This is a genomic window from Thalassospira povalilytica, from assembly GCF_002844235.1.
Taxonomy (GTDB): domain Bacteria; phylum Pseudomonadota; class Alphaproteobacteria; order Rhodospirillales; family Thalassospiraceae; genus Thalassospira; species Thalassospira povalilytica.
This window is the reverse complement of the sequence record NZ_PGTS01000004.1, coordinates 141424-152413: the sequence shown is the minus strand read 5'-3', so window position 1 is coordinate 152413 and position 10990 is coordinate 141424. Positions and strand designations below refer to the sequence as shown.

Genomic DNA, 10990 nt, shown 5'->3' with positions numbered 1-10990 from the left:
TTTACGCCCCTTTCTCTGACTGGATGAAGGTCGCCAGATTGCGTACAGAGGCAAAATGCGTTTTGACGTTTTCGTCTTTGGCATCAATGCGCACATCGTATTTTTTCTGAAGCGCGACGCCAAGTTCCAGGGCATCGATGGAATCAAGGCCCAGCCCATCAACAAACAGGGCTTCGGTGCTGTCGATATCGTCGACCTGCACATCTTCAAGATTAAGGGTCTCGATGATGAAGGCTTTAAGTTCTGTTTCCAGCGAAGTCATGTTTCAATCTGCTCAAGATATATTCTTTGATGAACCGTGTCAGCGCGCGCGATTGCTTCGCCCGCGGCAACCCGGGATCATGTATGTCGTTAAATAAGATGGGGGGATCAACTTCCAGCCGGAATTGGATTTTGGACGGCGGAATACGATACCACGGGACCCCTTTTTTCAACGTATCGTGATTACAGTGTACAACCACAGGAATCAAGTCGGCTTGTGTCTCTATCGCGATGTTTGCAGCCCCGCGCTGAAGCTTGCCGAGCTTGCATTTCGGCGGGGTTCGGGTGCCTTCGGGAAAGATCATGATATTCGCCCCGGCGGCCAGATGATGACGGGCCTGAACAATCAGGTTTTCCGGATTGTCGTCATTGCGGATGAAACCCGCCGCGCGCACCACCCCGAACAGAAACGGGTTGCGAAATAGCTCGTGCTTGACCACGCACTGGCATCTGTCCATCCGTGACAGGATCATCACCACATCAAGCAGGGTCGGGTGATTGGCAATGATCAGTGCGCCGCGCGCAGTGCGCAAACGGTCGACATTGTGTGCTTCTACACCGGCGACCCCGGTGATATCGAGCATCCAGGTAAACAGCCGAAATCCGCGGCAAATGACAAATTGCGCGTATTTGCGGCGTCTGGCGCGGTTTTGCAGAACCACCATCATGGCCGGAAAAATCGTAAGTGCCATCAACAGCCCGCCAAGCCCGAAACTGCAAAAGGCAAATCCGGTGGCAAATAACCGCCAGTACCAGTTAAGGCCACGGGCCTGACGGGGCGGGGTTTTGCGGGGTTTGCTGGTATTGCGGGGCTTGTCCGCGTGTGTGTCGCGCGCGGGTCTGGCGCCTGCCACCGTTTGTTCGGGCGCTTGCGTGCGGGGATGATCCGGGGCGTCGGGGCGCTGGGCCAGGGCGGGTTTAGTCATGGCGTGTGATGGTCCAGGCGCTTGATTTTCCGGCAATGCGAATATCGTTCTGACGTGACGATAAAAGATCAACCAGTGCCTTGCCATGGTCAATGGCGCTTGCGGGCGAAAGCATGCTGCGTTCGTCTGTGGTCAGGCTTTTGAAACGGTACAGCTCGCCATCATGATCGCTATTGCGATCGCCATTTTGCGGATCAAAACGGATGGCAAGTGCCATGCCCTGATCGGACTGTGTAGTTTGATCATTATAGATTTCCGGCAGGGGAAGATCGACAAAACACAGAATGACCGGCCGTGCATCTGATGCAAGTTGCGCAAGTGTTTCGGTCAGTGCGGCAATCAGGCTGTCATCCCCGGCGGAAATGGCCGTATGGCTTTCGGTGATCGACCAGTTGATGGATGCCACCCCGATAAAGGCATTATGGACCGACATGCTGAAATCGGCGGGGGAAACGGCATCATCGGTGGCAACCTGATGAAGGAGTTTGACCGTGCGGTCGATATTGCCGTGGCGCGAACAGAAAACGATGCGCGGATTTTCGGTGGTCTGGAGTGTGTGGGACAGCACCTCGGCGGCGGCGCGACCAAACAGGTCCAGTCGCCGCCGCCAGGCTGGTTTGATGCTGCGCGCCAGTTGGGCGGGATCCGATGGTTCGGTTGTGATCCGGGGATCCCCGTCACGCTTTGTGGTCAGGGTGGCCTGACCATCGGTATTTTCCCAAAAAGCCCAGCAGGGTAGGCAGGCGCAAAGCAGCGTCATCTGAAGTCCTAGTTGGCAAGTGCGGCGCGGGCAGAGACCGCACGCAGGATATCCTGTCTCAGGTTATTGACCCAACGGTTATAGTTCCGGTGAATCTGGGTGCCATTATAGTTCAGATTGGTGCTGTCGACATAAATGATCGAATAGTTCTTTTTATCAAAGGAGATGGCAACTTCCGCGCTGTGCGAACGCGGTGCATAGGTTGCCTTGAGATGTCCTTCGCCTTCGCGCTGAACAATCCAGTCGCGTGCAGATGCGGCTTCGATGATGGTTGCTTCAATTTCTTCCATGCTGAGCTTTTCGACATCGCTCGGGAAGGGCTGGTTCGAAAAGTTCTGAACAGTTGCCGTGCAGGCACTGAGTGCCGCAAAAACGATGGCAACTGCTGCAAGTTTCAAGCTACGCATTTTGATCTGCCTTGATTCTTTGGTGAAAACGAATTCAATTGATCGCAGTCATGATTGGCCGGGAAACATGATTTTTCATTGCTTCTGACCGTGCTCGTGTGACCAGAGTTCAGCAATAATGGATTGTGCTGGTGGCGACAAGTACCACTTTTGGGATCGACCGTTTGCCGGGAATGGCGCATTGTTCAGCTTTGGATGAAGGGGTTGTTTACGCGATCCGCACCCATGGGGCCGAGCTGCCGACTGCCCGCTCATCACGCCGGGAAATGTCCGCGCTCGCACATGAATTGCTGGGGCTTCTTGCCAGAAAAGTCGTTTCGGAAAGTGGTGATTTTCCCCGTGCCGGGATACAGGATGCGGGGCCGCATGATGACATTGGTCATGATCTCGGCGACGGACAGGGACTTGTTTTCAAGGATGCCGATGGGCGGCCCTGGGTGCGGGGGACAGGTCGGGATGGGGCAAATCGATCGGCCTCGATCAGCCATTCCCGGCACGTGATTGCGGTCGCGCTGGCGACACGACCGGGCATTTCGGTCGGTATCGACATTGAATATAAGGACGCCCGCCGACCGGTTGCCGACATGGCAGAACAATTGTTGTTGCCGCGATCAATCAGCCTTGATGATTTCTATCAGGCGTGGTGCCGCTATGAAGCGGTTTTCAAGGCCACGGGAATTATCGACCCGCAGGCACAGAAAAGGGTGTCGCCAATCGAAGAACATGTACCGAAACTGCCAGCGGGTTTTGCAGGCCACCTTGTCGTGACGGCGTCCTGACCGATCGCGATATCGCGCGGTTAAGCATCCAGAAACACGTTGGTTGGCGCGCTGTCTTACATGGTCACGTGTTTAGCACAGGCCGGTTGTCCTTCATGGCGAAATGGCATGCCTTGGGTATGTCCAAGCCATGACTGCGGATGTATCTGCGCGGCTGGTTGGTGATCCCGACGGTTTGGTTTGTCTTGCCGGGGTGTCGCGCCGTCGTGGAAATATCTGGTTTGGCCCTGTTCCGATGTGGTGAAAGCTGGTCCCAAGAGCCGTAAGTTTCGTGCATGGAGTCGCCATTTCGTGAATTTTTTGCGGCTGCGTCCCAAGGTGCAGGTCGCTGGTTTCATGGGATTTTTATGACATTTTCGATTTTTGATCGTCATCGAATTGGCAGAAAATAAGATTTTCATGAAAAAAATCGCCATGACGGGTTGCGCTTCGACGATTTTGAGACATTTTCCGCTTTAGAAAATGTGGTCTTTACATTAAAGCTCACATTTTAGTGACCACTGGTCACTATTGTCGCGTGCATGTATTCTGTGCTATGCAGGTGATAGGGGTAATGGGGATTCGTTTGGTGCATTATATGCGCCATTGGAAGAAATGGGTTTGTGCATGTCTGACCGGATAATCAAGGCACAGGGTACCGGCCAAGATAAGGATGATGATGCCCCGGCGGAATCATCGGAAATGACAAACCATCCGGATATGGAATTGGATCAGGATATGGACGCCAATTATTGTTTTGCGGATATCTATCTACGCAACGCCCCCCGCTATCTTGAAGGCTTTCTTGGTTCTGTGCAGGAACCGGTTCATGGTGAACTGCGCGATGCAAACAAGGGTCTTCTGGCCTTTGAGGACGGGGTTTGTGAAATCTCTGCCAGCTCATCTTTCCTGACTGTCGCGATGTCGGCTTCCGACGGTAAGGGTCTTGATCAGATCCGCGGTTATTTCGAAGAAAAATTGCGGAGCCTGTCCGATCAGCAAGTGATCGAATTTGACTGGCGTAAACATTGACCATTGGTCATTAATATTTGATCTGACCGGTCTTTGACTGTCAGATCCGCCCGCAAAAGCGGACCCCATCCAGGCACAAGGACAGATCCTGTCTTTGTGCCTGATGTCGTTTCGGGCAAGGGTTTATCGCCATGGGTTCGGGTTCGGGGTTGGTGGGCTAGCTCATGACGAACTGGTCGCGCGCTGCGCGGACAACCCGCGTGATATATTCCGCGACCGACGCAACGCTGCGCGTATCCTTCGTGTCAGGGTGCTGAAGCATCCAGTAATTGCGGGTAAAGCGGATTTCAGGCAGCAAACGCACAAGATCAGGCACACCATCGGTGGCATAATCATGCAGGATGCCGATGCCATGTCCGTTGCGTACGGCTTCCATCTGGGCGACCACGCTGCCGCATTCAAAGCGACGTTTCATCAATTTGCCAAGCCGGGCAGCATAATCAAGCGCACGGCTGTAAATCAGGTCTTCGATATGGGTGACAAACAGCCGGTCTGACAGGTCGGCCTCTGTCCGAACATCCCCGTAACGCTCAATGTAATTCCGGCTGGCATAGACGCTGAGCGTATAGTCGGTCAGCTTCTTGATCACCAGCCGTCCCTGTTTGGGGCGATCAAGGGTAATGGCGATGTCGGCTTCGCGTTGTGACAGGGAAAATGTGCGTGGCAGCGGCACAATCTGGATAACCAGATCCGGATGATTTGCCGCAAAGTGAGCCAACTCACTTGCCAGAAAATAATTCCCCAATCCATCGGGCACACCAACCCGGACCGTGCCGCTGATGACTTCGGACTGGTTCGAAACAGCGGTCCCGGCCCGCAGAAAGGCAGATTCAGCGGCCTCCGCCGCAGCCATCAATTCGCGCCCCGCCGTGGTCAATTCCGATCCGGTGGTGCGCCGGTCAATCAGCTTGGTGCCAAGTTCCTGTTCAAGGGCGGCCAATTGCCGTCCGACCGTTGCATGGTTCAGGCCAAGCTGGCGTGCAGCGGCCAGGATTTGGCCCTGCCTGGCGACGGCAAGGAAAATGCGGAAGCGATCCCAATCCATTACGGTGAATGACCTCTGATGACTTTAATTTTTGCACATCGAATTTGCAGGAATGATAATTGATGTGCATTGCAGTGCATAGTCATAATGGGTCCAGTTTGCCGGTGATGAAATCAGGCAATCCGAAATCAGGTTTAGTCGGGAGGAACCCCATGTCGACCCAGATCACCCATTACATCAATGGCAAGCGCGTCGCCGGTAAATCCGGTCGTTCTGCTGCTGTCTTTAATCCGGCAACCGGCGTACAAAGCGGCACGGTTGATCTTGCATCCAAGGCCGAAGTGCGTGCGGCAGTTGAATCGGCTGCGGCTGTTCGTGATGAATGGGCCAATACCACACCACTTCGCCGTTCGCGTATCCTCAACAAGTTTCTTGGCATTCTTGAAGACCGCTCCGAAGAACTGGCCGCGGCAATCACCGCCGAACATGGCAAGGTTCTGTCCGATGCGCTGGGCGAAGTCACCCGCGGGATCGAAGTTGTCGAATTTGCAACCGGCGCGCCGCAGTTGCTTAAGGGTGAATTTACTGAAAATGTCGGTACCAAGGTCGACAGCCATTCGGTGCGTCAGCCCTTGGGGATCGTTGCCGGTATCACGCCGTTCAACTTCCCGGCCATGGTGCCGATGTGGATGTTCCCGGTAGCACTTGCATGCGGTAACTGCTTTATCCTCAAACCGTCCGAACGCGATCCGTCCGCATCCCTTCTGCTGGCGGAATGGCTGACCGAGGCCGGTCTTCCTGATGGCGTATTCAACATTGTTCAGGGCGACAAGGAAGCAGTTGATGCGCTTCTGTTTGATCCGGACGTCACCGCGATCAGCTTTGTCGGATCGACCCCGATTGCCAAATACATCTATGAAACCGCAACCGCGCAGGGCAAACGTTGTCAGGCCCTTGGTGGTGCGAAAAACCACATGATCATTATGCCGGATGCCGACATGGATCAGGCGGTCGATGCCCTGATGGGGGCTGCATACGGGTCGGCTGGCGAACGTTGCATGGCAATTTCGGTTGCCGTGCCGGTTGGCAAGGCAACGGCAGATACCCTGATTGAAAAGCTGGTACCGCGTATCAATGAACTGCGCGTTGCGCCGGGAACCGATCCGGCGGCTGAAATGGGGCCGCTGGTAACGGCAGCACACCGTGACAAGGTGGTCGGCTATATCAACAAGGGTGTCGAAGAAGGTGCCAAGCTTGTTGTTGATGGCCGCGATATCAAGCTCCAGGGCTATGAAGAAGGCTACTTTGTCGGGGGCACCCTGTTTGATGACGTCACCCCGGATATGAGCATCTACAAGGAAGAAATCTTTGGCCCGGTTCTGTCGGTTGTTCGCGCCGATGATTACGAAACCGCTGCCAACCTTGTCGATAGCCACGAATATGGCAACGGTACTGCGATCTTTACCCGTGATGGCGATACGGCGCGTGAATTTGCCGCACGTACCCAGACCGGCATGGTCGGCATTAACGTTCCGATCCCGGTTCCGATGGCGTTCCATTCGTTTGGCGGCTGGAAAGCATCTCTGTTTGGCGATCATCACATGCATGGTCCGGAAGGTGTGCGTTTCTACACCAAGCTGAAAACCATCACTTCGCGCTGGCCAACCGGTATTCGCAAAGGTGCGGAATTCGTCATGCCGACGATGAAATAACTTTTGCCATTCTGGCAAAAAGAAAGGCGCGCAGGGGGTACTTTGCGCGCCTTTAGTTTTTGTGGAATACGGGGAGCCATAATCCACAGGGTGAACCGGAAGGACGTCAGGATGATCTAGTGCGTGATTGCCTGGGTCAGGGTGACGATATTGAAACCCTGTCGGGCGAAAATTCTGGTTTGCTGTTCGATGCTGTCACGTTTGGCGTCGGGGTCGTGATCAAGGCTGATGCAGCCAATCGGGATCAGGGTGGCATCGCGCCGGGCAAGCGTCAGGATATCTTCGGCAATGTGGTCTTCGTGAAAGACGATATCGGCGGTTTCAATCGCGCGCGCGATGCCGTGCGGAAGATCAAAGGCAGTATCAGCATGGATTTCGGCATTCATGATCTGCCCGCCGGGGACGGTCGCGCTGCTGCCATCGGGAACGAACTGGCGCAGGGCATGGTCAATATCGCTGTCGCGTGCGGTGCCGGTCGGGGATTCTTGCAGTCCGCGCTGGAAAAAATGGGTCCAGAACCGCTGGCGTGACACATTGTCATGAAGGTGTTCGGCGACCTTTTGCCGCGCATCGCGGGCAATGCGGGCCAGTTGTGCCATGGATGCCGGAAGAACAGTCTCAAGGCGCTGCCGGATGATGCGTGCAAGGGCCGGGGCACAGGCACCGGTTGATATCGTGATCATTACCGGTGCGCGATCAAGGATTGCCGGCACGATGAAATCGCAATGCGGGGTCTTGTCGACCACATTCAAAAGGATGTTGCGCCGTCTGGTCGCGGCCTGCACCCGTGCGGTCAAATGCGGATCATCGGCGGCATCAAATACCATGACCGCCCGGTTGATCATGGTGTCGACGAAGGGCGCGCTTTCCCAAACGATCCGCCCTTCGTCCACCATCACGGCAATGTCGTCGCAGATTTCGGGTGCGACGACCGTGATCTTTGCCTGACTGCGCACAAGCAGGCGCAGCTTGCCAAGTGCGACTTCGCCGCCGCCCAGCACCAATACCTTTTTGCCGGTCACATGTATGAAGGCGGGAAAATAGGCGAAGTTTTCAGATGTCGCAGCATGGGCAGCAACATCTGGCGTAAGCCCGCGATTATTCTGCGGCGCGCGGTAATGCGTCATCGAGAATCTCCTTTATTTCCGGCAGGCACGAACCGCACCCGGTCCCGGCCTGAAGCAAACGGCCAATATCGGCGGCGGTTACGGCATTCTGATCAGAAATGGCACGGCTGATGGCCGCCAGCCCGACCGAGAAACATGAACAGATCAGGCGATCATTGATTGCGCCCGCATCGGGCATCCGCCCGGCCAGAAGGGCATTGCGTTCGAGAGGGGCGACCTGATCGGTTGCCAGCAGGTTTGAAACCCAATCCCGGCCAAGGGCCGGGCGGTCCGGGCCGATGAAAAGGGCGCCGGTAACGCGATCACCGTTCAATCGGGCATAACGATGAACGCCCTTTTTGCTGTCGCTATATTCAATGACCTGTTCGTCATCCTCATTGGCCGCAATCGGCAAAAGGGACTTGAACATCATCGGTTCGGAGCCGGCGATTTCATAAATCATGCTGCCCGGTCCGGTCGCCGCCACCCAATAGGGCAGGCTGCCAAGATCAACCGGGGTGCTTGAAAACAGCAATCCCTGCCATTTCGGGGCAAATGGTTCGAGGGCAACGGGGACATGTTTGCTTTCGGGCTGGCCGGAATGGGGATCAACATTGGGGGGCAAAAGCCGACCGATCCCGCCTGCTGCCGAAAAGATATCGTTCCAGTGCATGGGAATGAAAACCTGTCCGGGCATTTGCGCATCTGTGACCAGAACCCGCATCAGGGACGTACCATGGCTGCTTTTGATCCGGGCAATGCCACCATCCGAAAGCCCGAATTTGGCGGCGTCCTTTGGGTGGATTTCAAGCAGCGGTTCCGGACGATGGGCCGAAAGACGTGCCGCTGTTCCGGTGCGCGTCATGGTGTGCCATTGATCGCGGTACCGGCCGCTATTGGCAATCAGCGGGAAGTCGCGACTGGTTCGGGATTGCGGTGGAATATGCGCAACAGCCAGCATTTTGGCCCGACCGCTTGATGTGGTGAATATGCCATCACCATAAAGCCGTTGGGAACCGCTGGCCGGTTGATGTTTGCGAGAAGCCGGCCACTGAAACGGTTCCATCGCGTCATAGGCCGATTTCCTGGCCTTGTGCCAGATGCCGATATCAAAGGCCCGCATGCCGTCATTTTCAAATTCCGAAAGGGCGGCATGTTCGGCAAAGATATCGGCGGGATCCTTGTATTTGAAAGCCTTGCCATATCCCATGGCACGCGCGACTTGGGTCATGATCCACCAGTCGGGCTTGGCATTGCCCTGGGCCTCGCGGAACGGGCGTTGGCGCGATATGCGCCGTTCGGAATTGGTGACGGTGCCCGATTTTTCTGCCCAGCCGGTGGCGGGCAGTTTGATATGGGCGTGGCGCAATGTGTCGGTGTCATTGACGACATCGGATGCAATCACAAGCGGACAACGCGACAGTGCAAGGCGCACTCGATCCGCATCCGGAAGGCTGACTGCCGGGTTGGTTGCCATGATCCAGACGGCCTTGATTTCACCGGTTTCAATGGCGCGAAACATGTCGACGGCCTTGTATCCTTCGCCCGGTTCAAGGGCGTCGGATTTCCAGAACCGTCTGACACGATCAATATCGACCGGATCATTGGGGTTCATGTGGGCGGCAAGCTGATTGGCGAGGCCGCCAACTTCGCGCCCGCCCATGGCATTGGGTTGGCCGGTGACGGAAAACGGGCTTGAACCCGGTTTTCCGACACGACCGGTTGCCAGATGGCAATTAAGGATCGCATTGACCTTATCCGACCCGCTAGATGACTGGTTCACGCCTTGTGAAAAGACCGTGACGGTACGATCAAAAGCCGCAAACCAGTTAAACAACGTTTCCAGTTTTCCCAGACCTGAGCCGGTTTCATCGGCGCTGTCTTGCAGGTCGAGCCCGCATTTTTGTGCGGTTGTCTCGATATCCGGGCAGTCGGCACGCGCCTCTGCCACGGCTTGTTCATAGCCACTCACATGGCGGGCTACATAACGAAGATCGGTATTGCCCGTCTGGTCAAGCCAGGCCAGCAAACCGTTAAACAGGGCAACGTCGCTGCCCGGCTTGATGGCAAGGTGCAAATCGGCAATATCGCAACTTGCCGTCCGTCTTGGATCAATCACAACAATCTTTGTGCCGTGCTTTTCCCTGGCCGCACGCAGGCGCTGATTAAGCACCGGGTGGCACCATGCCAGATTTGACCCGGTCAGAATGACCAGATCGGCGATTTCAAGGTCTTCGTAACATCCGGGCACCACATCGGCGCCAAAGGCGCGCTTGTGCCCGACCACGGTCGATGCCATGCAAAGACGTGAATTGGTATCGATATGGGGCGATCCGATAAAGCCCTTGATCAGTTTGTTGGCGACATAATAATCCTCGGTCAGGAGCTGCCCTGACACGTAAAAGGCCACCGATTTCGGACCATGTTTTTCAATGGTGTCGCGCAGGCGATTTGCGGTTTCGGCAATGGCGGTTTTCCAGCCAACCTGTTTGCCGTCGACTTCGGGTTCAAGCAGGCGAAAATCGCGTTTGGTCTCGGCCATGATCGTATCGATCAGGGCCGCACCCTTGGAACAAATGCGCCCAAGGTTGGCGGGGTGGTCGGGGTCGCCGCCCACAGCCCATCCGTCACGGGTTGGCGAAATGATCAGGCCACAGCCAACACCGCAATAGGGGCAGGTTGTTTTGACCTCATCCCGCATGGCGCAATCCAGCTTGCAGTTCGGTCAGGCCAACCCGCACCATGCCGTCAATGACCTTGCATTCGACCTTGGCGGCACAGCCGTCATCGGGGCCCTGTGCCTCGCCGGTTTCAAGCGAAAACACCATGTTATGAAGCGGGCAGGTGACGAAATGGCCATGCACGATGCCTTGTGCCAGGGGGCCTTGCTTATGCGGGCAGCGATCAAGCAGGGCAAAGATCTGATCGTCAAGGGTTCTGAAAATCGCGATGCGATCGGTTTGGGTTTGCAGGGTACGCGCGCCTTGCTGCGGGATATTGGCAGCGGGTCCGACTTCTACCCATGTCAGATTGTTCGTCATCT

At 55.8% G+C, this 10990-nt stretch carries 11 protein-coding genes; 3 read left to right on the top strand and 8 right to left on the bottom strand.

Annotation, left to right across the window (positions count from 1 at the left end; genetic code table 11):
* Position 1: 1 nt before the first annotated feature.
* From CU041_RS12135 to CU041_RS12120, 4 genes are all read right to left on the bottom strand, one after another.
* Positions 2-262, bottom strand: a complete 261-nt coding sequence (locus tag CU041_RS12135) for a phosphopantetheine-binding protein (RefSeq protein ID WP_068516994.1) — start codon at positions 260-262, stop codon at positions 2-4.
* Positions 237-845 (bottom strand): lysophospholipid acyltransferase family protein, encoded by a 609-nt coding sequence (locus CU041_RS20625; protein WP_170310215.1) that lies wholly within the window; start codon positions 843-845, stop codon positions 237-239. The genes CU041_RS12135 and CU041_RS20625 overlap by 26 nt, the downstream gene beginning before the upstream one ends.
* 334 nt (positions 846-1179) lie before the next feature.
* On the bottom strand, positions 1180-1947 hold the full coding sequence (locus tag CU041_RS12125) for a beta-ketoacyl synthase chain length factor (RefSeq protein WP_101247136.1): 768 nt from the start codon (positions 1945-1947) through the stop codon (positions 1180-1182).
* A gap of 8 nt (positions 1948-1955) precedes the next feature.
* A complete protein-coding gene (locus tag CU041_RS12120) occupies positions 1956-2354 on the bottom strand; it encodes a hypothetical protein (RefSeq protein ID WP_068516991.1) in 399 nt (132 codons plus the stop codon).
* A 131-nt stretch (positions 2355-2485) separates the two neighbouring features.
* Between CU041_RS12120 and CU041_RS12115 the strand changes: the two genes are divergently transcribed.
* Both CU041_RS12115 and CU041_RS12110 read left to right on the top strand, forming a co-directional pair.
* A complete protein-coding gene (locus tag CU041_RS12115) occupies positions 2486-3133 on the top strand; it encodes a 4'-phosphopantetheinyl transferase family protein (protein WP_170310214.1) in 648 nt (215 codons plus the stop codon).
* Positions 3134-3739: 606 nt separating this feature from the next.
* Positions 3740-4144 carry a DUF2218 domain-containing protein gene (locus CU041_RS12110; RefSeq protein WP_068516989.1) on the top strand — a complete coding sequence of 135 codons (405 nt, stop codon included), beginning with the start codon at positions 3740-3742 and terminating at the stop codon, positions 4142-4144.
* Positions 4145-4301: 157 nt separating this feature from the next.
* Here CU041_RS12110 and CU041_RS12105 read toward each other — a convergent pair whose 3' ends face one another.
* The gene (locus CU041_RS12105) at positions 4302-5189 is read right to left on the bottom strand and encodes a LysR family transcriptional regulator (protein ID WP_101247133.1); all 888 of its coding nucleotides are present in this window, start codon (positions 5187-5189) and stop codon (positions 4302-4304) included.
* A 152-nt stretch (positions 5190-5341) separates the two neighbouring features.
* On the opposite strand from CU041_RS12105, the gene CU041_RS12100 reads away from it, so the two are divergent.
* On the top strand, positions 5342-6841 hold the full coding sequence (locus CU041_RS12100) for a CoA-acylating methylmalonate-semialdehyde dehydrogenase (protein ID WP_101247132.1): 1500 nt from the start codon (positions 5342-5344) through the stop codon (positions 6839-6841).
* Between the two features lie 116 nt (positions 6842-6957).
* Here the strand turns inward: CU041_RS12100 and CU041_RS12095 are convergent, their stop codons facing one another.
* From CU041_RS12095 to nirD, 3 genes are read right to left on the bottom strand one after another with little or no spacing between them, the layout of a single operon-like run.
* Positions 6958-7968 carry a siroheme synthase gene (locus tag CU041_RS12095; protein WP_101247131.1) on the bottom strand — a complete coding sequence of 337 codons (1011 nt, stop codon included), beginning with the start codon at positions 7966-7968 and terminating at the stop codon, positions 6958-6960.
* A complete protein-coding gene (locus CU041_RS12090) occupies positions 7940-10648 on the bottom strand; it encodes a nitrate reductase (protein WP_101247130.1) in 2709 nt (902 codons plus the stop codon). Before CU041_RS12090 ends, CU041_RS12095 begins: the two co-directional genes overlap by 29 nt.
* Positions 10638-10988 (bottom strand): nitrite reductase small subunit NirD, encoded by a 351-nt coding sequence (nirD, locus tag CU041_RS12085; RefSeq protein WP_068516984.1) that lies wholly within the window; start codon positions 10986-10988, stop codon positions 10638-10640. Before nirD ends, CU041_RS12090 begins: the two co-directional genes overlap by 11 nt.
* Between the last annotated feature and the right edge of the window lie 2 nt (positions 10989-10990).

What these genes read in the sequence shown, in the direction of transcription:
- CU041_RS12135 (WP_068516994.1), bottom strand. Translation starts at nt 262, where the DNA reads ATGACTTCGCTGGAAACAGAACTTAAAGCCTTCATCATCGAGACCCTT.
- CU041_RS20625 (WP_170310215.1), bottom strand. Translation starts at nt 845, where the DNA reads ATGCTCGATATCACCGGGGTCGCCGGTGTAGAAGCACACAATGTCGAC.
- CU041_RS12125 (WP_101247136.1), bottom strand. Translation starts at nt 1,947, where the DNA reads ATGACGCTGCTTTGCGCCTGCCTACCCTGCTGGGCTTTTTGGGAAAAT.
- CU041_RS12120 (WP_068516991.1), bottom strand. Translation starts at nt 2,354, where the DNA reads ATGCGTAGCTTGAAACTTGCAGCAGTTGCCATCGTTTTTGCGGCACTC.
- CU041_RS12110 (WP_068516989.1), top strand. Translation starts at nt 3,740, where the DNA reads ATGTCTGACCGGATAATCAAGGCACAGGGTACCGGCCAAGATAAGGAT.
- CU041_RS12105 (WP_101247133.1), bottom strand. Translation starts at nt 5,189, where the DNA reads ATGGATTGGGATCGCTTCCGCATTTTCCTTGCCGTCGCCAGGCAGGGC.
- CU041_RS12100 (WP_101247132.1), top strand. Translation starts at nt 5,342, where the DNA reads ATGTCGACCCAGATCACCCATTACATCAATGGCAAGCGCGTCGCCGGT.
- CU041_RS12095 (WP_101247131.1), bottom strand. Translation starts at nt 7,968, where the DNA reads ATGACGCATTACCGCGCGCCGCAGAATAATCGCGGGCTTACGCCAGAT.
- CU041_RS12090 (WP_101247130.1), bottom strand. Translation starts at nt 10,648, where the DNA reads ATGCGGGATGAGGTCAAAACAACCTGCCCCTATTGCGGTGTTGGCTGT.
- nirD (WP_068516984.1), bottom strand. Translation starts at nt 10,988, where the DNA reads ATGACGAACAATCTGACATGGGTAGAAGTCGGACCCGCTGCCAATATC.